This is a genomic window from Sphingomonas sp. BL-S-29 (assembly GCF_055521495.1).
Genome location: NZ_CM145482.1, coordinates 159193 through 183582, shown reverse-complemented (window position 1 = coordinate 183582; position 24390 = coordinate 159193). Strand labels below are relative to the sequence as shown.

Below are 24390 nucleotides of genomic sequence, written 5' to 3'. Positions count from 1 at the left end.
TGTGGAGAACCCCCTCCACCACCCGCTGAAGAAGCGGGCGGTCCCCCTCCCCGTTCCGGGGAGGATCAAGAAAGAAACGGCGCCGCCAGCTCCGGCCGCACCCTGAGCAAGCGCCCCGTCGCCCGGTCGAGCAGCGCCCAGGTCGATACCGCCTCCACCTTCACCTTGCCGTCGGCGCCGGTGAACCGCACATGGCGGTCGAAGCGGGCGCCCCGGGGCGGTTCGGGCACCCAGGTTTCGCCCGTCACCGTCTCGCCCGGACCGACATTGCCGCGGTAATCGATCTCGTGCCGGGTCACGACCCAGATAAGGCTATCCTGCTGTTCGGCGGTCGCGATCGCTGCCCAATGCGCGACCGCGATGTCCTGGATCCACTTCACCCATACCGCATTGTTGACGTGGCCGAGCTCGTCGATGTCGGCCTCGGTCGCGGTCCTGGCGAGGGTGAAGACCATTATCCCTCGACCCCCATCTGCCACAGCACGAAGGCATGCTCCTCGGCCGCTTCACGCAGACTCTCGAACCGGCCCGATTTGCCGCCATGGCCGGCGCCCATATTGGTCTTGAGCAGCAGCAGATTGTCGTCGGTCTTGGTCGCGCGGAGCTTCGCCGCCCATTTGGCCGGCTCCCAATAGGTCACGCGCGGATCGTTGAGGCCGCCCGAGATGAACATCGGCGGATAGGCATGGGCGGCTACCTGGTCATAGGGCGAATAGGAACGGATCAGCTCGAACGCTGCCTTGTCCTCGATCGGGTTGCCCCATTCGGGCCATTCGCCCGGCGTCAGCGGCAGTGACTCGTCGAGCATCGTGTTGAGCACGTCGACGAACGGCACGTCCGCGATCACCGCCCCCCATAGCTCGGGATCGCTGTTGACCACCGCGCCCATCAGCTCGCCGCCGGCCGAGCGGCCGGCGATGGCGATCCTGCCCGCGCTGGTCCAGCCGCCGGCGATCAGGCCCTTCGCCACGTCGACGAAATCGTTGAAGCTGTTCTCGCGCTTCTCCAGCTTGCCGTCGAGATACCATTGCTGGCCGAGATCGTCGCCGCCACGGATATGCGCGATGGCATAGGCAAAGCCGCGATCGAGCAGGCTCAGCCGCCCGGTCGAGAAACCCGGCGGGATGGCATAGCCATAGGCGCCGTATGCGTAGAGGAAGAGCGGGGCCGAGCCGTCCTTCGGGAAATCCTTCGGATAGACGATCGACACCGGCACCTCGGTGCCGTCGCGCGCGGTGATCTTCAGCCGTTCGGTGCGATATTTGTCGGCGTCGTAGCCCGAGGGGATTTCCTGCACCTTGAGCGTAGTCAGGATGCCGGTCGCGACGTCGTAATCATATTCGGTGCCGGGCGTGACCATGGATTCATAGCCGACGCGCAGCACGTCCATCGCATATTCGGGGTTGTTGCCGAGGCCGGCGTCATAGCTCGCCTCGGGGAAAACGATGCGCTGCGGGGCGATCGACGAATCGTAGCGGTGTATCTCGATCTGATCGAGACCGTCCTCGCGCCCGTCGACGATGAAGAAGTCGCGGAAACAGTCGACGCCGGTCATGTAGAAATGCGCCGACGGGCCGATCAGCTCGGACCATTCGCCTGGATTGTCGATCGATGCGGTGCACAGGCGGAAGTTCGGATCCAAGTCATTGGTGTGGATGAACAGCGTGCCGTCATGCTCGTCGACATCATATTCGCGGCCGGCCTTGCGCGGCGAGACGCAGATTGGCGTGGCGAGGACATTGTCGGCGGGAAGCAGATAGACTTCGCTCGTCACATGGTCGCCGCTGGCGATGACGATGTATTTGCGCGAGCTGGTTTCGCTGACGCCGACGCGGAAACCCTCGTCCGCTTCCTTGAACAGCTCGATATCGTCGGCGATGGGCGTGCCGAGCTTGTGCAGCCGGGCATTGTCGGTGCGCCATTGCTCATTGGCGAGGCCGTAGAGGAAGCCGCTGTCGTCAGCGGTCCAGACGATTTCGGAGAGCATGCCGGGGATGACGTCGGGCAGATGCTCGCCGGTGGTCAGGTCCTTGACCCGGACCTCGAACCGCTCCGAGCCATTATCGTCGATCGCATAAGCGAGCAGCCTGGCGTCATTGCTGACCGAAAAGGCGCCGAGACGGAAATATTCCTTGCCCTCGGCCAGGGCCGGCTCGTCGAGGATCAGCTCGTCGGGCCCGCCCGCCACGGGCTTGCGCCACCATTTGCGATACTGGCCACCCGTCTCGAACGCGGTCCAGTAGAGCCAGTCGCCGTCCTTCTGCGGGACCGAGGAATCGTCTTCCTTGATGCGGCCCTTCATCTCTTCATAGAGCCGGTCGGTCAGTGGCTTGTGCGGCGCCATCACCGCTTCGAAATAGGCATTCTCCGCCTCGAGATAGGCAAGCACCTGCTTGTCGGTGACCTCGGGATAGCCGGGGTCCTTGATCCAGGCATAGGGGTCTTCGATCGTGATGCCGTGCGTGGTGACGCTGTGCGGACGGGTCTCGGCGACGGGGGGTGTGGGCGTATCGGTCAAGTCAAACTCCGTTCGGGCTGAGCTTGTCGAAGCCCTGCCCTTTCTTCTAACCGTCTAAAGAGGAAGAACAGCCCTTCGACAAGCTCAGGGCGAACGGAGACTGCAATGTCCAGCTACCAGGATCGCCTTGCCGCCCTTCGCGACCAGCTGAAGCGCGATCGGCTCGACGGGTTCGTCGTGCCGCTGACCGACGAGCATATGAGCGAATATGTCGGCGCCTATGCGCAGCGGCTCGCCTGGCTGACTGGTTTCCAGGGATCGGCCGGGAGCGCGGTGGTGCTGCCCGAGGAAGCGGCGATCTTTACGGACGGGCGCTACACCTTGCAGGTGCGCGAGCAGGTCGATGGCCGGCACTGGGACTATGTCTCGGTGCCCGCGACGAGCATCGCGATGTGGCTCGGCGCGCATGCCGCGGCCGGTGCGCGCGTGGGTTATGATCCGTGGCTGCACACGCGCGGCTGGGTCGAGGAAGCGCGCAAGGCGCTGGCCGAGCGCGGGGCGGAGCTGGTCGCGGTCGACACCAATCCGGTCGACGCGGTGTGGCCCGACCGGCCGCAGCCGTCCGATGCGAAGCTCGCGGTGCAGGACGATGACCGCGCCGGCAAATCCTCGGCCGAGAAGCGCGCGGCAATCGCCGACTGGCTGGCCGAGCGCAAGGCGGACGCCGTAGTGCTCTCGGCGCTCGATTCGATCGCCTGGACCCTGAACGTGCGCGGGCAGGACGTCGCGCATACGCCGGTCGCGCTGGCCTATGCGATCGTCGATGCGGACGGCACCGCCGACCTGTTCATCGCGCCGGAAAAGGTGGGTGACGCAGTGCTGCAGCATCTCGGCAATGCGGTGCGGGTGCGGGATCGATCCGAGTTCGCCGAGGCGCTTGGAGGATATGCCGGCAAACGCGTCGCCGCCGATCCGGAGCGCGCGGTGTCGGCGATCTTCTCGCGGCTGGAGGCCGGCGGCGCGACCGTGTTGCCGCTGCGCGATCCGGTGGTGCTGGCCAAGGCAATGAAGAACCCGGTCGAGATCGCCGGGCACCGCGCGGCTTCTGCGCGCGACGGCGCGGCCCTGGCGCGCTTCCTGAAATGGGTCGAGGAGGAAGCGCCCAAGGGCGGGCAGACCGAACTGTCCTGCGTGGCGAAGCTTCAGACATTCCGCGAGGCAACCGGCGTGCTGCGCGATACCTCGTTCGACACCATCTCGGCGACGGGCGCGCATGGGGCGAGCCCGCATTATCATTCGACGCCCGACTCGAACGCGCCGCTCGAACCGGGCCAGCTCTATCTGGTCGATTCGGGCGGCCAATATGCCGACGGCACCACCGATGTGACACGCGTCCTGCCGATCGGCACGCCGAGCGCGGAGATGCGCGATCGCTTCACCCGGGTGCTCAAGGGGCATATCGGGCTCGCCACCGCGGTCTTCCCGCCGGGCACCAATGGCGGCCAGCTCGATTCGTTCGCGCGCCGGCCGCTCTGGGAAGCGGGACTCGATTTCGCGCATGGCACCGGCCACGGCGTCGGCGCCTATCTGGCGGTGCATGAAGGGCCACAGCGCATCGCCAAGCCCAATTATCCGGGCGGCGGTCCGTCCGAACCCTTGCGCGCCGGCATGATCATCTCGAACGAGCCCGGTTACTACAAGGCCGGCGAATACGGCATCCGCATCGAGAATCTCATCCTGGTCGAGGAGCGGCTCATCCCGGGCGGCGACGAGCCGATGCTGGGTTTCGAGACGCTGACCTTCTGCCCGATCGAGCGCGCGCTGATCGTGCCCGGCCTGCTGACGGTGGCCGAGCGCGACTGGCTGGACGCCTATCACGCGAAAGTGCTGCAGATTCTGGGGCCTGAGATGACGGGCGACGAGCTGGCATGGCTCCAGGCGAAATGCGCCCCTATCGGCTAGGCTCGTCCTCGCGCGGCGCGGGCGGCGAATCGCTCGCCCGTGCCTGGGTCTTCCGCTTCCGCAGATTCTCGCGCAACGCGGCGGCCAGGCGCACCGCTTTCTCGTCCTTGTCGGCCATATCGCCTTATCCTGTGCCCGCTTCGCCTTGACAATCCCGCCGCCCTCGTCTCTTAGGCGCGCTCCGCCGATGGCCGTGAAGGCTCCCGGACCGGAAATGCTGCCGTAGCTCAGTGGTAGAGCGCATCCTTGGTAAGGCTGAGGTCGTGAGTTCAATCCTCACCGGCAGCACCATTTTCCCTTTGGCATGACCTGTTGAACGCCCCTCAAGGGACCCCCCGACGAGATCCATCGCACCCGTTGTTGCGAATGAATCGCAAGCCGCTTAGCGTGGCGGAAATAGCTGGCGGACAGGCATTTTGAACGAACAGGAACCATCGCACCGGACCTTTGGCGCGCTGCGTGTCGGCTGGCTGCTGCTCGGATTCCTGTTCGTCGCGCTCGGTATCGTCGGCGCGCTCCTGCCGTTGATGCCGACCACCATCTTCCTGATCCTGGCGGCGGGCTGTTTCGCCCGTTCGTCGCCGCGGCTCGAGGCTAAACTGCTCGATCATCCCCGGTTCGGCCCGGGGCTGCGTGCCTGGCGCGCGGAGCGGGCGATTCCCCGGCGGGGCAAGATCGCGGCATGTGTCGGCATGGCCGTCGGACTCGCGCTGTTCGTGGTCGGCGTCCATCCCGGACTGGTCGTGCTCGGGCTGGTCTCGATCGCGCTTCTGCTCTGCGCGGCCTGGATCCTGTCGCGCCCGACGGCGCGCCAGTCTTCGTGATCAACAAGGGAGGACCTGTGATGACCCCTCGTCTCTTTTCCGCATTGCTCGCATGGGGACTTATCGCGTCGACGCCCGCGGCGGTCGCCACGCCGGCTGAGGCCGGTCAGGCCGCCCAGCAGGACGAGGCCGCGCGCACCGGGATCAGCCAGGCGATCGGTTCCTATTTTCAGGGTCACGCGACCGGGGACCCGGCGCATTTCCGCAAGGCCTTCCTGCCGACCGCGCATATCGAGGGAATCCGGAACGGCGCCTTCACCTCCTGGGCGCTCGACGCCTATTGCGCGCTGTTCAAGGGAAGTCCGGCGAGCGATGAAGCGGCACGGACACGCACCATCGATATCATCGACATATCGGGTAACGCCGCCATGGCCAGGGCGACGCTCGATCACGGCGCGATGGTCTTCACTGACTATTTCGTGCTGCTAAAGGTCGATGGCGAATGGCGGATCGCGAACAAGGTCTATTACGGCCATCCGGGGCGCGGCACCGGCTGAGGATTGGGAAGAGGACCGGGCAGCGATGGGCGACATCTGGCTCCGATCGCGTCTCTATTGGGCTGTTACGGGCAACCGCTCGACCCGGAACCAGTCGGCATCGATCCAGCCGCGCGCGCTTCCCGGCGCGGCCCGGCTGAAGCTGAACAGCGCCGGGCGCGATCCCTTCCACCAGGAGAAACGCGCGAGCGGAATGGCGCCCCCCATCGAAGTGAAAGCCTTGCCGTCAAGGCTGTAGCTGTAGTGGACCGTCTGTTCGATCCCGATCTCGGCGCGCAGTTCGATCGCGTTTGCTGCGATGGCCGGACCCGGCACCTCGTCGCCTTCGATGGCGAGTGTGACGTGCGCCGCGCTTTTGTCGCGCACCACGCCGATCCAGCTCGGGCGGACGCCGAACAGCGCGAGGCCGGCGCGCTGGCCGTCCTTCATGCCCGTGATGTCGATCCCTGTGGTGATGCGGCTCGGGCCTTGCAGGATCTGGGTCAGCGTATTGCGCGCCGTGACGAGATGCTCGGCGGGGCCTGCACCAAGGCGGAGATAGCCAGCGCGTTTGGTGAGGCTCCAGGCGCTGTTGTCGGGGTTGTGGTTCCACTCCCATTGCGGGCCGAGCCTGGCGCCCGCGAATTCGTCCGAATCCTGCAGCCGGTCGCGGGTCGGCGGGCTGCCGGTGTCGGGCATGGCATGAGTCGCGACTGGCTGGCCGCTGGTCTTGCCGGGGATCGGATCGCCCATCACCGGCCAGTCGTCGACCCAAGTCACGGGCTCGAGATGCACGATGCGCCCGAACGCGCCGGTCGAGTTGAAATGGGCGAACCAGCCTTGGCCCGACGGCGTCTCTACCCAGCCGCCCTGATGCGGCCCTTCGAGTCTGGTCGAGCCCTGTTCGAGCACGACGCGCTGTTCATAGGGCCCGCGGATATTGCGTGATCGCAGTGCGACCTGAGCCCCTTTCTCCACCCCGCCGAACGGCGCGAAGATGTAGTAATAGCCGTTTCGTTTGTAGAATTTGGGGCCTTCGAGGATCGGCAGGTTCACCTTGTCCTCGACGATCACCTGTCCAGCATCGAGCACGCGCGTGCCGTCGGCGCTCATCCGGTGAAGGATCAGCGGTCCGGCGCCATGGCGCGAATGGACCAGCCACGCCTGGCCGTCATCGTCCCAGAAGGGGCAGGGATCCTCCAGCATCTTCTGGTCGATCACCTTGACCGGCGTGCTCCACGGCCCTTCCGCGCGCGTCGCGGTCGCCATGAACACGCCCTCGTCGATCGTCGCCCAATAGACGTAGAATTTGCCGGCATGATGCCGGATCGAGGGCGCCCAGACGCCACCGCCATAGCGCGTGCCGCCGGCCGGCTTGGAGATCTTGTCGGTCAGCGTGTGCGGACCGGGCATGTCATAGTCGGGTGCGAAGGGCAGTTTCGGCAGGACATGGCCGATGATCGTCCAGTGGACGAGATCGCGCGACTTCAGGATCGGAATGCCCGGCGAGAAATGGAAGCTCGAGGCAATCAGATAATAGTCGCGGCCGACCCGGATCATGTCCGGATCCGAATAATCGGCGAACAGGATCGGGTTGGTGTAGGTCGCCCGCGGGGCGGCCGCTCCCGCCAGCGACGATAGCAGCCCGGCGGCCGCGAAGGAGAGCAGGCGCCTCATAGCGCGAGGCTGTTGCCATATCCGATGACGATCGTCGCCAGCACCAGCAGCCCGACGCCACCCCATACGGTCGCCCGAATGCGCGGCGCGGCATCCTTCCATTCGCGAAACGCAAAGCCCCAGAGCGTGCCGAAGATGATGATCGACGCCATGTGCAAGGTCCAGGACGAGAAGCCGAAGCGCCCCATCTGGCTCTCGCCCATGGTGTAGAAGAAGAACTGGAAATACCAGGCCGTGCCCGCGACCGCGCAGAGCAGGAAATTGACCAGCAGCGGCGCGCCGACCGCTTCGCCGCCGCCGACCCATTGGTTCGCGCTGCGGTTCTTCACGATCAGCCAGGCGCACCAGATCGCGTTGGTGATGAGCCCACCGAACATGACGAGGCACAGGATCGGCAGGCCGGTCCAGAGCGGCCCGGTACCGGCTGCGGCCGACAGCGCCTTGATCGGCTCGCCCGCGGCGAGGCCGAAGGCGAAGCAGGAGGACATGATGCCGGAAAAGACCGCGACCGCGATGCCCTTGCGGAAATCGAACTCGGCGACCGCGGCGGCCTTTTGCTCGGGAGAGAGCGCGGCATCCTTGCGCGCGCCGGCCATGGCGACGACGATGATGCCGGCCATGGTGATGGCGAGGCCGAGCAGGACGATGTTGCCGCTCGGCGTATCGAGCAGTTTGGCGGCGAAATCGCCCTGGAACAGCGGCGGGATCAGGGTGCCGAACACGGTACACAGGCCCAGCACTACCGCCATGCCGAGCGACAGGCCGAGATACCGCATGGTGAGACCATAGGTCAGGCCGCCGAACCCCCAGAGCATCCCGAAGATGATCGGCCAGACGATCACCGGGGTCGGCGCGGCGCCGAGCACGCCCAGCAGGTCGTTGGTCTGGATGCTCGCGAAGAACCACGGCGCGAGCAGCCAGGAAAAGATGCCGCCGGTCAGCCAGTAGATTTCCCACGACCAGCGCTTCACCGCGCGATAGGGCACGTAGAAGCTGGCTGAGGAGAGCCCGCCCAGCCAGTGGAACAGGACGCCGAGGAGCGGGTTCGCGTTCATGTGGTTCTCCCGGTGGCCTGGCTGGCCGATCCATAAATCGCCGTCGTTCCAGCCTTCTTCCTTCCCCGGCGAAGGCCGGGGTCCAGTGGGGAGGCACAAGGGAACGGACGGCGCACGTCGCCACCAACGTCCCTCAACTGGACCCCGGCCTTCGCCGGGGAAGGAGTGGTGGCGGTGCTAAACATCCAGCCCAAGCCGATAAATCCGGTTGGCATTGCGCGCGAACAGCGCGCGCTGCTCGTCCTCGCTGAAATCCGCGACCGCATCCGCGAGCGCACCCAGGGTCGTGTCGAAATCGGCGAACAGCCGGTCAGTCGGGAAATTGCTCGCGATCATCGCCCGGTCGGTCCCGAAGATGTCGATCGCCTCGCGCACCCGGTCCCGCACCGCGCCCGCGGTGAAGGGCCGATAGACGAAGCCGAGGCCGGAAATCTTGATCGACACCTGCGGCAGCGCCGCGACCGTCTTCATCGCCGCGCGCCAGCTCTCATCGCCATCGACACCCATGCCGGTGTGGTTGACGATCACCGGCGTGTCGGGATGCCGCTCGATCAGCCGGGCAAGGCCGGCGAACTGGTCCGGATAGGCCTGGAGGTCGAACGACAACCCGTACTTCGACAATAGTGCAAAGCCCCGAGCCCAGGCCTCGTCGCCGGTCACGTCCCGCGCGGTATAGGTCCGGTCCGGGTCGCTGTGCCAGTTCACGATATGCCGGATGCCGCGCATATTGCGCCGGCGGGCATGGTCGGCCAGCAGCGCTTCGACGCCCGGATCGTCCAGCGCGGCGTTGGCGACGATACCGTTGGGCATGCCGCGTTTATCCGCCATGTCCTGCAGCCAGTCGGTCTCGGCGAGCGGATTGGCGGCACCGGCATCGAGATGCACCATCCCGACGACATTCCAGTTTGCGGCCTCGGCCAGATAATCGTCGAGCAGCTGGTTGCGCGCGATACCTTGCGTATTTCCGTTGGGCCCGCTGTCCGCGAAGGGCGGCGACAGCCATGCATAGCGATCCCGGGACAGGTCCCAGAGATGCACATGCGGGTCGATGAACGGCAGGTCGCGCACTTTATTCCTCTCCCTGATTCCTCATGGGCCGCGCCGGCCTTTGCCGGTCGCGGGGCTGGCCGAAAACGATCAGAAAGTGGTCCGCCCCCCCGAGGTGTCGAAGGTCGACGCAGTGGTGAAGCTGCATTCCTCCGAGGCCATGAAGCAGACCATCGCCGCGGTCTCCTGCACTTCGCCGAGCCGGCCCATCGGGATCTTCGACAGCATGTATTCGACCTGGCTCTTGGGGAGCTGCTCGAGGATCGGGCTCTCGAAGGTCGCCGGTGTCACCGCATTGGCGATCACCCCGCGCGTCGCCAGTTCCTTGCCGAGCGACTTGGTCAGGCCGATCACCGCGGCCTTTGACGCGGAATAGGCCGAGGCGTTGGGATTGCCTTCCTTGCCCGCGACCGAGGAGACGTTGACGATCCGGCCATAGCCGTTCGCCACCATGTGCGGCACGACCGCGCGGCAGCAATAGAACAGGCCGTTGAGGTTGACGTCGATCACGCTCAGCCAGCTGTCGATCGGATAGGCCTCGACCGGCGCGGTCGCGCCGGTGATGCCGGCCGAGTTCACCAGGATGTCGATCCGCCCGAGCAGGCTCATGCTCTCCTCGGCCGCGCGCTCCACCGCTGCATTGTCGGCGACACTGAAGGCGATGGCGGCGACCGCGCCGACATCCTCCTTCGCTTCGTTCGCCCAGTCCGCCTGCATATCCCATAGCACGACGCGCCCGCCCTCGGCGACGATGCGGCGCGCGACCTCACGGCCGAGCCCCGACGCGCCGCCGGTGACGATCGCGGTCCTTCCGTCGAATCGGCCCCGGTACGATGTCACGCGGCGGCTCCGTTCGGGTTCCATGCAACCACGTCCTGGCGCTGCTGGCCGAGCTTCTCGATGCCAAGCTCGATCACGTCGCCCGCCTTGAGGAACCAGGGGGTTGGCTTCTGCCCCATGCCGACGCCCTTGGGCGTGCCGGTGGTGATGATGTCGCCGGGCTCCAGGGTCATGAACTCGCTGACATAGGAGACGAGCTTCGCGACGCCGAAAATCATCGTGCTGCTGCTGCCATCCTGGACGCGCTTGCCGTTGACCTCGAGCCACATGCCGAGCGACTGCACGTCACCGACCTCGTCCTTCGTCACCAGCCAGGGGCCGACCGGACCGAAGGTGTCGCACCCCTTGCCCTTGTCCCAGGTGCCGCCGCGCTCGAGCTGATAGGCACGCTCCGACACGTCGTTGATCGTGCAATAGCCGGCGACATGGTCAAGCGCCTTGTCCTCGGTGACATAGGAAGCGCGGGTGCCGATCACGACGCCCAGCTCGACTTCCCAGTCGGTCTTTTCGGATCCGCGCGGGATCATCACCGGGTCGTTCGGGCCCTGCAAGCAGGAGATCGCCTTGGTGAAGAAGATGGGCTCGGCCGGCTCGGGCAGGTTGGATTCGGCGGCATGCTCGGCGAAGTTCAGGCCGATCGCGATGAATTTGCGCGTGCCGGCAACCGGCACGCCGTAACGCGGCGATCCTTCGACCAGCGGCAGCGAGGCCGGGTCGATCGCTGCGAGCTTGGCCAGGCCGGCGGGCGAGATCTCGGCGGCAGCAATGTCGGTCACATGCGCGGAAAGGTCGCGGATATGTCCGTCGCTATCGATCAGACCGGGTTTTTCCTGGCCGATAGGGCCGTAACGCAGCAATTTCATGGGGAGGATTCCTCAGTGAGTATAAGGGCGGTGGAGCGGGATATCGCGGTTGAGCTCCACACCAAAGCCGGGTTTGTCGAGCGCCGAGGCGCGCATGCGGCCTTTTTCCGGAATTGGTTCGCCGAGCAGCTGCGGGGCGAACATCGGCACCACCTCGGTCGGGCCGGGGTGCATCATCAGGAACTCGGCGAACGGGCTGTTATGCCGCGTGATGACGAAGTGATAGGAATAGACCGAGGATCCGTGCGGCACGACCATCTTGCCCGCCGCATCGGCCAGCGCCGAAATCTTGAGCAGCTCGGTCACGCCGCCGCACCAGCCGACATCGGGCTGGATGATGTCGCAGCAGTCCATCTCGAGCAGCATGCGGAAGCCCCAGCGCGTCGCCTCATGCTCGCCGGTGGTGACCAGCATGCCCCTGGGCACGTTGCGCTTCAGCTCGGCATAGCCCCAATAATCGTCGGGGCTGATCGCTTCCTCGATCCATTTGAGGCCATGCTCGTGCGCGCGGATCGCGAGGCGGGTCGCGTAATTCACGTCGAGCGCCATCCAGCAATCGAGCATCAGCCAGAAATCCGGCCCGCATTTCGCGCGCATGTCGGCGAGCGCGGCGATGTTCTTGTCGAGCCCTTCCTCGCCCTCGGCCGGGCCGTGGTGGAGCGGCAGCTTGCCGCCGATGAACCCCATTTCCCTGGCGAGATCGGGCCGCGCGCCGGTCGCGTAGAATTGCAGCTCGTCACGCACCGCGCCGCCGAGCAGATGATAGACGGGCTCCTGCCGCAGCTTGCCGAGCAGGTCCCACAGCGCGAGGTCGACGCCGGAGATGGCGTTCACCACCAGTCCCTTGCGGCCATAATATTGAGTCGAGAAGTACATCTGGTCCCAGATCTTCTCATAGTCGGTCGGGCTGCGGCCTTCGAGGAAGCGGGCAAGATGCTTCTCGACGATGAAGGCCGCGGGCTCGCCGCCGGTCGTCACCGCGAAACCGATCGTGCCGTCTTCGGCTTCGATCTCGACCACCAACGTGCCGAGCACGTTGATGCCGAAGCTGCGCCGCGACTGGCGATATTCGGGATAGCGGCTCATCGGCGTGGCGATGTGATCGTCGATCCAGTGGCCGTCGCCCTGGTCGTGATAATCGGCGCCGCCGCCGCGCAGCACAAAGGCACGGACATGCTTGATACGGGGCAGCGTCATGCGGGCTCCATCGACAAACAGGCGCGCCCGGTGTCGAGGATAGCTATAGGCACGGCGTACCAGCATTTGGTACGCAAACACGCCGCCTGAAGCGGATCAGATTGCACGCCTGCCTCCTCTCTCGCGTTTTACCGCTTGATAAATTCCAGAATATGGGAAAGAATATTATTAGATGAGAAACGCTCCGTCAAATGCTGATTTGGCCGAAAAGGCATCGGATGCGACCGGCGACGCCAAATCCCAGCCGGGCAGCCAGACCTTGCTGCGCGGCCTGGACGTGATCGACGCGGTCATCGACGGCCCGATCACGCTCGCCGATCTCGCCGCCAGGCTTGGCCTCACCCGCTCGACCACGCACCGGCTCGCGACCGCGCTGATCGACCGGCGCTATCTGACGTTCGTGCCGCGGCTCGGCTATCATTTCGGGCCGAAGCTGCTCGAACTCGGTTTCCATGCCCAGCAGCAGACCGATCTCGTCCAGGTCGCCCGGCCGCATCTGGAGGATCTCGCCGCCGCGACCGAGGATACAGTGCATCTCGGCGTGCTCGACAGCGAACGCGCGCTCTATCTCGACAAGATTCCCGGCCGCCGCCGCGTCGAGATCAGCAGCCGTGTGGGCGATCGCCAGCCGCTCACCTCGACCGGCCTCGGCAAGGCGCTGCTGCTCGACGACAATGACCGGCACTGGCGCACGCTGTTCGAGGAGGATCAGGCCGCCGGCTCCCCGCCCGCCGATTATGCGGTCTGGGAAGAGCGGATGCGCGACTATGTCGCCGTCGGCCGCGCCTTCGATCTGGAAGAGAATGAGGATCTGATCCGCTGCGTGGCGGCGCCGATCCGCGGCGTCAGCGGGCAGATCGTCGCTGCGATCAGCGTGTCGAGCGCCGCGCAATATATGGCGGACGATCGCATGCAGGCCTTGTCGGACGATGTCCGCGCCACGGCGATGGCGGTCAGCCGCGATCTCGGTTGGTCCGAGGGCGCCGTCCGCCGCACCCCGCCGCGCTCGCGTCGATAGATCGAACAGGAGAGTTTCGTGCTGCTTCAGGGCAAGACAATGCTCGTCACCGGCGGGTCGGCGGGGATCGGCCGCGCCGCGGCGATCGGCGCCGCGCGGCACGGTGCCGATGTGGCGATCAACTATCTGCACGACGATGAGGGTGCGGCGAGCTGCGTCGCCGAGATCGAGGCGCTGGGCCGCCGCGCCTTCGCGCTGCACGGCGACGTCGCCGATCCGGAGACGGCCAGCGCCTTTGTCGACGGTGCGGTGGCCGCGCTGGGCAAGGTCGACATCTTCGTCAACAATGCCGGCATCTGCCCGTTCCACGCCTTTCTCGACATGCCGGTCGAGACGTTCGAACGGACCATGAAGGTCAATCTCCACGGCGCCTATTTCATGGTCCAGGCAGCGGCGAACCAGATGGTCGCGCAAGGGACGGGCGGGTCGATCGTCGCGGTCTCGTCGATCTCGGCACTGGTCGGCGGCGAGTATCAGACGCATTACACGCCGACCAAGGCTGGCGTGCATTCGCTGATGCAGTCCGCCGCCATCGCGCTCGGCCGCCACGGCATCCGCTGCAATTCGGTACTGCCCGGCACGATCCTCACTGACATCAACAAGGACGATCTCGCCGATCCGGCCAAGCGGGCCTATATGGAAGGGCGAATCCCGCTGGGCCGGCTCGGCCAGCCCGACGACCTTGCCGGACCGATCGTCTTCCTCGCTTCCGATCTCGCGAACTATGTGACCGGGGCGGCCTTGCTGGTCGACGGCGGCGCGTTCGTGAACCTGCAATAAGGCCGATAGCATGACCCTGCCGCTGTTCCGCATCGATCCCCGGGACGGGGTCGCCACCGCGCTCCACGATCTGGACGCCGGCACCATCGCGACGGTCGGCGATGTCGAGGTGACCTTGCCGCAGGCGATCGGGCGCGGGCACAAGGTTGCGTTGCGCGCCCTTCACACCGGCGATCCGGTGTTGAAGTTCGGCTTCCCAATCGGCATCGCCACCGCCGAGATCGCGCCGGGCGAGCATGTCCATGTCCATAATGTCGCGACCGCGCTGGCGACGAGCGACGACTATGTCTGGCGCCCGCATGTCCATCAGGCGGATATCAAGGTGCCCGCCACCGGTTTCGCCGGGTATCGCCGCGCCGACGGACGAGTCGGCACGCGCAACGAGATCTGGATCATCCCGACCGTCGGCTGTGTCGGGCGCACCGCGCAGAAGATCGCTGAGATCGCCGGGCGGCGTCATGCCGACCGCATCGACGGCGTGCTCGCGCTGGCACACCCCTTCGGCTGCTCGCAGCTCGGCGACGATCTGGACGGCACGCGCTCGATCCTCGCTGCGCTGGCCGCGCATCCCAATGCCGGCGGCGTGCTGCTGGTCGGGCTCGGCTGCGAATCCAATCAGCTCGACCGGCTGTTGAAGGAGATCGATCCCGCGCTGCACGGCAAGATCCGCAGCGTCGCCGCGCAGTTCGCCGGGGACGAGATCGAGGAAGGCCTGACGCTGGTCGATGAACTGGTCGAGGAAGCGGCGAAAGTTGCGCGGACCGAGGTGCCCCTGTCGGACCTGGTGCTCGGCGTGAAATGCGGCGGATCGGACGGTTTTTCGGGCCTGACCGCCAACCCGCTGGTCGGGCGGATGAGTGATGCGGTGACACGCGCCGGCGGCACCGCGATCCTGACCGAAATCCCCGAGATCTTCGGCGCCGAGCAATTGCTGATGGACCGCGCCGCGGACGAGCAGGTGTTCGACGGCATCGGTGCGCTGGTCAACGACTTCAAACGCTATTTCACCGAGCATGGCGAGCCGGTGTCTGAGAACCCCTCGCCCGGCAATATTGCCGGCGGCATCACCACGCTCGAGGAGAAGTCGCTCGGCGCGGTGCAGAAGGCGGGGCACGCGACCGTCACCGACGTCCGCCATTACGGCGAGCGCGTGCGCCGCACCGGGCTGACCCTGCTCGAAGCGCCCGGCAACGACGCCGTATCGTCGACGGCGCTGACCGCGGCCGGCGCGACCGTGATCCTGTTCACCACCGGACGCGGCACCCCGCTCGGTTTCCCCGCGCCGACGATCAAGATCGCCTCGAACACGCCGCTCGCCGAGCGCAAGCCCAACTGGATCGATTTCGATGCCGGCCAGGTGCTCGACAAGGGCATGGACCAGGCCGCCGACGCGCTGCTCGACACGATCCGCGCCATCGCCTCAGGCAAGCAGACCGCGTCCGAACGCAATGGCGAGCGCGAGATCGCGATCTGGAAGCGGGGCGTGACGCTTTGAGGGGTTACTGGCTGGCGGCGCTGGCGCTGCTCGCGGGCACGCCCGCCACCGCGCAGCCGATCGACCGCCTGGCGTTGGTCAAACGCCACGACGTGACGCTGACCAAGGTCGATCCGCATGCGCCGCTGATGCTGGGCAATGGCAGCATCGGCTTCACCGCCGACATCACCGGGCTGCAGACCTTCCCGGATCGCTACGCGAAGACCGCCCCGCTGCTGACCATGGCGCAATGGGCCTGGCACAGCTTCCCCAACCCGCATGGCTATACCGAAGCGAACGGGCTGGTGCAGGTGCCCGTGCCCGGCGGCAGCACGCAGCCCTATTCCTATATGCGCGATTTCGATCTGCTGAAGACCAACCCGTCTTTGGTCTGGCTGCGCGAGAACCCGCACCGCTTCTCGCTGGGCCGGGTCGCGCTGGCGCTCAAGGGCAGGGACGGCAGGCCCGCGACGTTCGAGGCCCTGTCGGCCACGCGCCAGCATCTTGATCTCTGGACCGGCGCGCTCGACAGCAGCTTCCGCTTCGATGGCCAGTCCGTCACGGTGACGACTCGCGTCCACCCCGATCGCGACATGATCATGGTCGAAATCCGCTCGCCGCTGGTCGCGAGCGGCCGGATCGGCGTGGACGTGCGCTACCCGGGGGTGTCGCGGAACCTCAATCCCGATCCGTCGGATTATCGCGACGACGCCGATCGCAGGACCACTGTGCTTGCGCGCGGCCCTGGCGCGCTCCTGCTGAGCAACCGGATCGACGACACAATCTACTATTCGGCGATCGCCGCGACCGGGGCGACCGTCTCCCAGGCCGGCCCGCACCAAGTCCATGTCGTCGCCCGGCGCGGCGACCGGCTGGTGGTGTTCGTCAGCTTCGACCGGGTCCGCAAGCCCGCGCCCCGCACCGATTATGTCGCCGCCACCGCCGCCGTCTCGAAACACTGGCGCGATTACTGGTCGAAAGGCGGCATGATCGACTTCACCGGCAGCACCGATCCGCGCGCGCCGGAGCTAGAACGCCGCATCCTGCTGTCGCAGTATCTCGCGGCGATCAACCAGGCGGGCGATGTGCCGCCGCAGGAGGAGGGGCTCTTCTCCAACAGCTGGAACGGCAAGTTCCATCTCGAGGTGCATCCCTGGCACGCCGGGCATTTCGCGCTCTGGGGCCGGCCGGCGCTGCTCGAACGCTCGATGGCCTGGTATCTCGATCGCATGCCCCAGGCTAAGGCCGAGGCCGCGCGCCATGGGGTACAGGGCGCCTGGTGGACCAAGATGTCGGGACCGGAAGGGCGCAACAGCCCGAGCCCGATCAACCCCTTCATCATGTGGCAGCAACCGCACCCGATCTACATGGCGGAGCTGCTTTACCGCGCGCATCCCGATGCCGCGACGCTCGCCCGCTATGGCGAGCTGGTCGACCAGACCGCGCGGCTGCTCGCCACCTGGCCGCGCTGGGACGAGACGGGCAAGCGTTTCGTGCTCGGCCCGCCGATTATCCCGGTGCAGGAAAATCACGATCCAATGACGACGGTGAACCCGGCGTATGAGATCGAATATTTCCGCTGGGGGCTGAAGACGGCGCAGGCCTGGCGTGAGCGGCGCGGGCTGAAGCGCGTCGCCGAGTGGGACAAGGTGATTGACCTGCTCGGCCCGGTGCCGCAGCGTGACGGCCTGTATCTCCCGGTCGAGAGCGAGCCCGATTTCTGGAAGAAGGTCGCCTCCGCCGAATGCCGGCGCAATGCGATCGGGCATGATTGCCTCAACCGCGACCATCCATCCTTCCTGATGGCCTATGGCGCGATCGGCGGCGACCATGTCGATCCCGAGACGATGCGCCGCACGCTTCGCGCGGTCGAGGACGACTGGGATCTGCGCCAGACCTGGGGCTGGGACTATCCGATGATCGCGATGACCGCGGCGCGGCTCGGCGAGCCCGACAAGGCGGTCGACTGGCTGTTCCGCGATACCGCCAACAATCACTGGGGCATCAGCGGCATGACGCCGCGCGCCGGTTTCGATCCGGCGGCGACGGGCGGCCCGGACGGCCCTGGCTATACCCGTGTCGCCGACACTTATTTCCCCTCCAATGGCGGCCTGTTGCTGGTCACTGGCATGATGGCGGCGGGCTGGGACGGTTCGACCGGCGCGGCGCCGGGGTTCCCGAAGCGTGGGTGGCGCGTGCGGGCCGAAGGCATTGCGCCGCTGCCCTGACGTCCGGGACAATCTGTGTCCTGCGGGACACGCAATTCCAAACTTTGAACACGCGTCCCACAGGATCGCGAATTGCGATTGACGCCCCACTTCTCATTCTGTAATATTCAATCCCACAATATGAGAAATAATGACGTTCGAAAATGGTAGCGCTACCTTGGAGGCCAGCTTCGAGGTTCGGGACTCGGCAGAACGGCATCGCGGATCGAACGGACGAACAAGACCGGTAATCGGCGAACGGCAGGGCCGCGCAAGCGGACCGGGACAAACAAGCGCTTCCCTTGGGGAGGCCGCAAGAGGGGATGGAACCTATGAAAGATACCCAGATCATCAGCCGCCGCGCGCGCTTCCTGTGCGGATCGGCGCTCGTCGCCGCCGGCCTGAGCTTTGCCTCGATCGCTTCGGCGCAAACGGCGCAGCCGGTCATCGACCAGAGCGCGGCGCCCGCCGTTCCGGCCGATGAAGCCACGGTCGGGCAGGAGCAGGAAATCACCGTCACCGGATCGCGCATCAAGCGCGCCGAGTTCGACGCCTCGACGCCGGTCAGCGTGATCAATGCCGAGGACGTCAAGCTTGCCGGCACGGTCAATATCGAGAAGCTACTGAGCGATTCGCCGCAGTTCGTCGGGTCGCAAAATGGCGGCGCCACCTCGAACACCGTTCCGGGCGGCACCGCCGACGTCAACCTTCGCGGCTTCGGCGCGACCCGCAACCTGGTGCTGGTCAACGGCCGCCGCTTCGCGATCTACGGCCCGGATCAGGTCACCGATCTCAACACTATCCCGACCTCGCTGATCGCGCGGACTGAAGTCGTCACCGGCGGGTCGTCCGCGGTCTATGGGTCGGATGCGATCACCGGTGTCGTCAACTTCATCATGCGCGACGATTTCGAAGGCGTGGAGGCCAAGGCGCAGCTGAACTATGCCGCGCCGACCAGCACGCCGACCTATACGTTCGACGTCACGCTCGGCGGCAATTTCTCCGAAGGCCGCGGCAATCTGGTCGTGTCAGGCAACTATCTGAAGCGCGGCGCGATCACCCGCGGCGAGCGCGGTGACTTCGCCTATGATTCGCTGTCCGACGGCTGCATCGTGCCCGGCACCGGCAACGCCAATCACGCCGGCACCCCTTTCGCGATCCCGGGCGGCCAGACCTGCACCTCGGCCGGTGGTCAGCTCGGCTTCATCGCCGGCGGCAGCGGCGACATTCCCAATGGCCGTTTCTCGGGCCTGCCGACCTTCGGTGCGGCCAGCCCGGCCCTTCAGGCCGCCTATACCGCGGCGGGTCTTGGTGGCCTTGGCTCGCGCGGCTTCACCTTCAACAATGAAGGTACGACCGCGCGCCCGGCGCTGACTCCGCAGGACGATTTCAACCTCGGCCCCGACAATTACCTGATCATCCCGCAGGAGCGCTGGATGATCAACAGCTTCGGTCATTACGACTTCAGCGACAACATCACCGGCTATATGGAGCTGCATTACTCCAACAACCTGGTGAGCGCGCAGCTGGCGCCGAGCAATGTCGGCGTGCCGACCCTGTTCAACACCAACAACCCCTATCTGACGCCGCAGCTGCGCGAAGTGTTCCGCCAGCTCGATCTGGCCGAGACCGGCACGACGACGGTGACCAGCGGTTCCGCCTCGCGCACCACGGTCGCCGGCGACGGACTCGCCGTCGTCACCGCCGGGCGTCGCTATCTCGAAGTCGGCCGCCGTCAGGCCGATGCCCGCCGCAACACCTTCCGTGGCGCCTGGGGCTTCCGTGGCGATCTGGGCAGCGCGTCGGACAGCTTCCTGACCGACCTCTCCTACGACGTCTATTACACCTATGCCCGCACGGAGGAGACGACCCTCCTGCGCAACGCTATCTCGCGTAGCCGCCTGCAGGCGTCCCTGCTCTCGGTCGGCGGCGCGGCGCCGGTCTGCAACATCTTCGGCCAGAACATCACGGCCGCCTGCGCCAGCGCCATCTCGATCAGCGCGACCAATTCGACCACGGCGGAACTGCAGGTCGCCTCCGCCAACCTCACCGGCAATCTCTTCTCGCTGCCGGCGGGTCCGGTCGGCTTCTCGACCGGCGTCGAGTGGCGCGAATCGAGCGCGAAGTTCAATCCGGATTCCTTCCTCTCCTCGGGTGACGTCGCCGGGTTCAATCCGGGCCTGCCGACCACCGGCAAGGTGTCGGCGAAGGAAGTCTTCGGCGAAATCCGCGTGCCGCTGATTCACAACACGCCGTTCATCCAGAACCTGACCGCCAATGCCGCCTTCCGCTATTCCGATTACAGCCTGAAGGGCATCGGCGGCGTCTGGACCTATCTCGGCGGGCTCGACTGGCGCGTGAACCGGGACGTCGCTTTCCGCGGCCAATATCAGCGCGCGATCCGTGCGCCGAACGTCAACGAGCTGTTCGGCGGCACCAGCCGCGTCGTCGGCACGGCGACCGATCCCTGCTCGGATCGCGTGCCGGTGGCGCAGCAGACGGCGGCGGTCCGCGCGGTCTGCGTCGCGAACGGCGTGCCCGCGGCGGCGGTGTTCACCGCCGGTGTCCAGCCGAACAGCATCATCCCGGCCGATTTCGGCGGCAATCCGAATGTCGGCGAGGAGAAGTCGGATACCTTCACCGCGGGCGTCGTGCTGACCCCGAGCTTCATCAAGGGGCTCTATCTCAGCATCGATTATTTCAACATCACGCTGGACGGCGCGATCTCGCCGCTCGGCGGCGGCCTCGCCAACACGCTGAACCTCTGCTTCAACGTGATCCAGGACGCGAACAGCGAATATTGCCAGGCGATCAAGCGCGATCCGAATTCGGGCGCGATCAACGATCCCTATGTCGCGCAGATCCGCAACGCCAATACCGGCTCGCTCAAGACCTCCGGCATCGATTTCGCCGCGCGCTATCATCTCAATGTCGGCTTCGGTTTCCCGGGGCTGAGCGAGACGAGCTCGTTCGATTTCAGCACCAACTATACCTGGCTCAACGATTTCACCTCGACTCCGGTTGCGGCCTTCCCGAACATCCAGAACCATTGCGCCGGTGCGTTCGGCACCACCTGCGGCCAGCCGCTGCCGACCTGGCGCGGCTCGTCGCGGGTGACCTGGAACCTGGACAAGCTGAGCCTCAGCGTCCGGCATCGCTATATCGGTTCGGTCACGACCGACCGCTATCTGCTGCCGTTGCGCTCGGGTGCCGCCAACGCACCGGCACTGAGCAGCTTCGCCTATCCGAAGCTGGGGGCGCAGAATTATTTCGACGTCTCGTTCAACCTCGATGTGCTGAAGAACCTGACCTTCTTCGGCGGCGCGAACAATGTGTTCGGCAAGCAGCCTCCCGTCTCGACCCAGGGCCCCGGCGCGAATACCTTCGCCGCGACCTATGACGTGATCGGCACCGAGCTCTTCATCGGCGCGACGGTGAAGTTCTGATAGGGACAGGGCAGCCGCCCCGGCGGCTGCCCTCTTCCGTGCCCACCATGAGGAAACTCGATGACGCTCGATCGCCGTTCGATGATCCTGGGCGGCTCGGCCGCCCTGACTGCGGCGGCTGGCGCCAGCCCCGCGCTCGCCGCTGAGCGCCAGGGCGCGCTGCCCCTCGCCGGGACGAGCGGCTGGGTCGATGTCCGCCAGTTCGGTGCCAAGGGTGACGGCACGACGATCGATTCGATCGCGATCAACAAGGCGATCGATTTCGCCGCGGCGCGCGGCGGCGGCACGGTGTTTTTCCCGGCCGGCACCTATGCCTGTTTCACCATTCGCCTGAAGAGCCGGATCACGCTCCATCTCGATCAGGGCGCGACGATCCTCGCCGCGCCCGCACCGACGACCGGCAGCGGCGGCTACGACCATGCGGAGCCGATCGGCGATCACGGCGCCTATCAGGATTTCGGTCATGGTCATTGGCGCAACAGCCTGATCTGGGGCGAAGGGCTGCACGATATCGCGATCGTCGGATCGGGCCTGATCTGGGGCAAGGGCCTGGGCCGCGGCGACGGCAAGGACAATTATCTCAGCGACCCGAACGGCCCCGGCACCGGCAACAAGGCGATCGCGCTGAAGCTGTGCCGCAACGTGCTGCTGCGCGATTTCCAGGTGCTCGAAGGCGGCTGGTTCGCGCTGCTTGCGACTGGCGTCGACAATCTGACGATCGACAATCTGCTGGTCGACACCAACCGCGACGGTTTCGATATCGATTGTTGCCGCGGCGTGCGCGTCACCAATTGCACGATCAACTCGCCCTGGGACGATGCGATCTGCCCCAAGAGCAGCTTCGCGCTCGGCTACCGTCGCGATACCGAGGATCTGATGATCGCCAATTGCCTGGTCACCGGCAATTATGTGATCGGATCGGTGATCGACGGCACCTGGGAGAAGATGCCGGCTTCCTTCGCCAACACCGTGCACGGCCGGATCAAGTTCGGCACGGAATCGAATGGCGGCTTCAAGAAGATCACCATCAGCAATTGCGTGTTCGACGGCAGCCAGGGCCTCGCGCTGGAAACCGTCGACGGCGCCAATTTCGAGGATGTGACGGTCACCAACGTCACGATGCGCGGCAGCTTTAGCTCGCCGATCTTCATGCGGCTGGGCCGGCGCATGCGCGGGCCCAAGGGTACGCCGATCGGCACGCTCAAGCGGGTGCTGATCAGCAATATCGTCAGCTCGGGCGCGGGCTGGCTGCCTTCGATCCTGGCCGGCATTCCCGGCCATCCGATCGAGGACGTGAAGATCAGCGACGTCTTCCTCCACCAGATTGGGGGGGCGCCCGAGGCAATGGCAGCGCTGCGCCCGCCGCTCAACGAGCTCGCTTATCCCGAACCCAACATGTTCGGCGATGTGCCCGCGACCGGATTCTTCATCCGCGACGTGCGCAATATCGAGATGAGCAATGTCGAGATTGCGGTCGAGAAATCTGATCCCCGCGCGGCCTTCTATCTCAACGATGTGACGGAGGCGGATTTCTTCCGCCTGCGCGTGCCCAGGGGGGAGAGCTTCGTGCTCGACCGGGTCACCAATTTCCGCAGCTTCGGCAGCCGCTGGCTGAAGGACCGGACCGTCGACGGGCTTGTTTCCGACCGGTTCTGAGAAGCTTGCGGGCGCGGCGCCATATCCCTTGATGGCGCCACGCCCGCTCACGCGGCTCAGGCCGCAACGGCCTCACGATAGCGCGGCGCAACCTCGCGGTTGGAAAGCTTGCCGTCCATCGCCAGGCGCGCGGCCTCATAGGCGTCCCACTGGCCGTCATCGGCAAGCGGCGGGATGGTGATCGTCTCGCCGCGATCGAAGCCGAGCAGCGAGGCATCGACCAGGTCGCCCGCTTCCATCACCCACTCGACCGGGAAGCTGTCGACGTCCTTGCCCGAGCGCTCCCAGATCTCGGTGCGGGTCGCGCCGGGCAGCACGGCCTGGACGCGCACGCCCTGTGGCTCGAGCTGCTTGGCCAGCGACTTGCTGAGGTTCAGCACATAGGCCTTGGAGCCGCTATAGACGCCGTCGAACATCTCCGGGAGCAGCGCCAGCACTGAGGCAATGTTGATGATTCCGCCGCTCTTGCGCGCGGCGAAGGCCTTTCCGGCGGCGCCGGCGAGCAGGGTCGGCGCCGTGATGTTGAGCGCGATCAGCTTCTCGACCTGGGCCACCTCGCTGTCGAGCAGGCCGCCATTGAGCGACATGCCGGCATTGTTGACCAGCAGTGTGATCGCGGCGTCGGAGGTCAGGCGATCCTCGACCTTCGCCACATCGGCGCGGTCGGTCAGGTCGGCGGGCAGCACGTCGATCGAACGGCCGGTCTCGGCGGCCAGCTTGGCGGCCAGCGTCTCCATCCGCCCGGCGTCGCGCGCGACGAGGATCAGGTCGTAGCCGCGGCGGGCGAGGCGGTCGGCATAGACCGCGCCAAGGCCAGTCGATGCGCCGGTGATGAGGGCAGTGCCCAAGGTCGAAGTCGTCATGGTGTGTCTCCTTGCTCCGCCGGCGCCTGAAAGAGGGGTAGTGCCGGTGACTTGCATAATGATAGGAACGTGACTATCATTGTGCAATGGACACCGAAAAATATTCGAACGGACCCTGCCCGGTCGCTCGTGGCCTCTGCCATGTCGGCGATGCGTGGAGCATGCTGATCCTGCGCGACGCTGGCGGCGGCGCGACGCGTTTCGACCAGTTCCAGAAGAATCTGGGTATCGCGCCGAACATCCTGACGCGCCGCCTGAGCGCGCTGGTCGAAGGCGGACTGCTCGAGCGCCATCGCTACAGCCAACATCCGCCGCGCGACGAATATCTGCTGACCGATACCGGCCGCGATTTCCTCCCCGTGCTGTTCGCCTTCGGCGCCTGGGGCGCGCGCCACTTTGGCGACGCACCCGTCTCGCACCTGGTCGAAAAGGGCAGCGGTGCGTCGGTCGAGGCGGTCGTGGTCGATCGCGCGACCGGCACGCCACTGTCCGATCTCGACCTTCGCCTGGTGCAGCCCGGCGCCTGACGCCGGGCTGGCCAGGTCGT

20 protein-coding genes and 1 tRNA gene are annotated in these 24390 nt (G+C 66.0%); 11 read left to right on the top strand and 10 right to left on the bottom strand.

Annotated features, from left to right (window positions below; all coding sequences use genetic code 11):
- Positions 1 to 65: 65 nt before the first annotated feature.
- Entirely contained in the window at positions 66 to 455 is a 390-nt protein-coding gene (locus ACZ1I2_RS00850) for an acyl-CoA thioesterase (protein ID WP_465171474.1), read from the bottom strand.
- Positions 455 to 2518: a S9 family peptidase gene (locus tag ACZ1I2_RS00845; protein ID WP_465175444.1), complete on the bottom strand. Its 2064-nt coding sequence runs from the start codon at positions 2516 to 2518 to the stop codon at positions 455 to 457. The genes ACZ1I2_RS00850 and ACZ1I2_RS00845 overlap by 1 nt, the downstream gene beginning before the upstream one ends.
- Before the next feature lie 105 nt (positions 2519 to 2623).
- Between ACZ1I2_RS00845 and ACZ1I2_RS00840 the strand changes: the two genes are divergently transcribed.
- A complete protein-coding gene (locus ACZ1I2_RS00840) occupies positions 2624 to 4420 on the top strand; it encodes an aminopeptidase P family protein (RefSeq protein ID WP_465175445.1) in 1797 nt (598 codons plus the stop codon).
- On the opposite strand, the gene ACZ1I2_RS00835 is transcribed toward ACZ1I2_RS00840, so the two are convergent.
- A complete protein-coding gene (locus tag ACZ1I2_RS00835; RefSeq protein ID WP_465175446.1) occupies positions 4410 to 4538 on the bottom strand; it encodes a hypothetical protein in 129 nt (42 codons plus the stop codon). The genes ACZ1I2_RS00840 and ACZ1I2_RS00835 overlap by 11 nt on opposite strands.
- Positions 4539 to 4636: 98 nt before the next feature.
- On the opposite strand from ACZ1I2_RS00835, the gene ACZ1I2_RS00830 reads away from it, so the two are divergent.
- From ACZ1I2_RS00830 to ACZ1I2_RS00820, 3 genes are all read left to right on the top strand, one after another.
- Positions 4637 to 4711: transfer RNA gene (locus tag ACZ1I2_RS00830), tRNA-Thr, on the top strand.
- Positions 4712 to 4836: 125 nt separating this feature from the next.
- Positions 4837 to 5244, top strand: a complete 408-nt coding sequence (locus ACZ1I2_RS00825) for a YbaN family protein (RefSeq protein WP_465175447.1) — start codon at positions 4837 to 4839, stop codon at positions 5242 to 5244.
- A 20-nt stretch (positions 5245 to 5264) separates the two neighbouring features.
- The gene (locus ACZ1I2_RS00820; RefSeq protein ID WP_465175448.1) at positions 5265 to 5741 is read left to right on the top strand and encodes a nuclear transport factor 2 family protein; all 477 of its coding nucleotides are present in this window, start codon (positions 5265 to 5267) and stop codon (positions 5739 to 5741) included.
- Positions 5742 to 5795: 54 nt separating this feature from the next.
- On the opposite strand, the gene ACZ1I2_RS00815 is transcribed toward ACZ1I2_RS00820, so the two are convergent.
- The 6 genes from ACZ1I2_RS00815 to rhmD all read right to left on the bottom strand — a co-directional run bounded on the left by ACZ1I2_RS00815 (position 5796) and on the right by rhmD (position 12399).
- The gene (locus ACZ1I2_RS00815; protein WP_465175449.1) at positions 5796 to 7397 is read right to left on the bottom strand and encodes a glycoside hydrolase family 43 protein; all 1602 of its coding nucleotides are present in this window, start codon (positions 7395 to 7397) and stop codon (positions 5796 to 5798) included.
- Positions 7394 to 8452 (bottom strand): L-rhamnose/proton symporter RhaT, encoded by a 1059-nt coding sequence (rhaT, locus tag ACZ1I2_RS00810; protein ID WP_465175450.1) that lies wholly within the window; start codon positions 8450 to 8452, stop codon positions 7394 to 7396. The genes ACZ1I2_RS00815 and rhaT overlap by 4 nt, the downstream gene beginning before the upstream one ends.
- Positions 8453 to 8629: 177 nt before the next feature.
- On the bottom strand, positions 8630 to 9520 hold the full coding sequence (locus ACZ1I2_RS00805; RefSeq protein WP_465175451.1) for an amidohydrolase family protein: 891 nt from the start codon (positions 9518 to 9520) through the stop codon (positions 8630 to 8632).
- Positions 9521 to 9589: 69 nt separating this feature from the next.
- Entirely contained in the window at positions 9590 to 10363 is a 774-nt protein-coding gene (locus tag ACZ1I2_RS00800; RefSeq protein ID WP_465171483.1) for an SDR family NAD(P)-dependent oxidoreductase, read from the bottom strand.
- Positions 10336 to 11202 (bottom strand): fumarylacetoacetate hydrolase family protein, encoded by an 867-nt coding sequence (locus ACZ1I2_RS00795; protein ID WP_465171484.1) that lies wholly within the window; start codon positions 11200 to 11202, stop codon positions 10336 to 10338. Before ACZ1I2_RS00795 ends, ACZ1I2_RS00800 begins: the two co-directional genes overlap by 28 nt.
- Before the next feature lie 12 nt (positions 11203 to 11214).
- Complete coding sequence (rhmD, locus tag ACZ1I2_RS00790; RefSeq protein WP_465171485.1) at positions 11215 to 12399, bottom strand: L-rhamnonate dehydratase; 1185 nt, start codon at positions 12397 to 12399, stop codon at positions 11215 to 11217.
- Between the two features lie 172 nt (positions 12400 to 12571).
- On the opposite strand from rhmD, the gene ACZ1I2_RS00785 reads away from it, so the two are divergent.
- The 6 genes from ACZ1I2_RS00785 (at position 12572) to ACZ1I2_RS00760 (ending at position 22980) form a co-directional block, all read left to right on the top strand.
- Complete coding sequence (locus tag ACZ1I2_RS00785; protein ID WP_465171486.1) at positions 12572 to 13417, top strand: IclR family transcriptional regulator; 846 nt, start codon at positions 12572 to 12574, stop codon at positions 13415 to 13417.
- Between the two features lie 39 nt (positions 13418 to 13456).
- Entirely contained in the window at positions 13457 to 14197 is a 741-nt protein-coding gene (locus tag ACZ1I2_RS00780) for an SDR family NAD(P)-dependent oxidoreductase (protein WP_465181675.1), read from the top strand.
- Positions 14198 to 14207: 10 nt separating this feature from the next.
- Positions 14208 to 15692 (top strand): UxaA family hydrolase, encoded by a 1485-nt coding sequence (locus ACZ1I2_RS00775; protein ID WP_465175453.1) that lies wholly within the window; start codon positions 14208 to 14210, stop codon positions 15690 to 15692.
- Positions 15689 to 17899: a hypothetical protein gene (locus tag ACZ1I2_RS00770; protein ID WP_465175454.1), complete on the top strand. Its 2211-nt coding sequence runs from the start codon at positions 15689 to 15691 to the stop codon at positions 17897 to 17899. Before ACZ1I2_RS00775 ends, ACZ1I2_RS00770 begins: the two co-directional genes overlap by 4 nt.
- A 311-nt stretch (positions 17900 to 18210) precedes the next feature.
- On the top strand, positions 18211 to 21324 hold the full coding sequence (locus tag ACZ1I2_RS00765; protein ID WP_465175455.1) for a TonB-dependent receptor domain-containing protein: 3114 nt from the start codon (positions 18211 to 18213) through the stop codon (positions 21322 to 21324).
- Between the two features lie 60 nt (positions 21325 to 21384).
- Entirely contained in the window at positions 21385 to 22980 is a 1596-nt protein-coding gene (locus ACZ1I2_RS00760) for a rhamnogalacturonidase (RefSeq protein WP_465175456.1), read from the top strand.
- Positions 22981 to 23036: 56 nt separating this feature from the next.
- On the opposite strand, the gene ACZ1I2_RS00755 is transcribed toward ACZ1I2_RS00760, so the two are convergent.
- Entirely contained in the window at positions 23037 to 23843 is an 807-nt protein-coding gene (locus ACZ1I2_RS00755) for an SDR family NAD(P)-dependent oxidoreductase (protein WP_465175457.1), read from the bottom strand.
- Between the two features lie 86 nt (positions 23844 to 23929).
- Here ACZ1I2_RS00755 and ACZ1I2_RS00750 point away from each other — a divergent pair, with 86 nt between their 5' ends.
- Entirely contained in the window at positions 23930 to 24370 is a 441-nt protein-coding gene (locus tag ACZ1I2_RS00750; RefSeq protein WP_465171493.1) for a winged helix-turn-helix transcriptional regulator, read from the top strand.
- Positions 24371 to 24390: the final 20 nt, after the last annotated feature.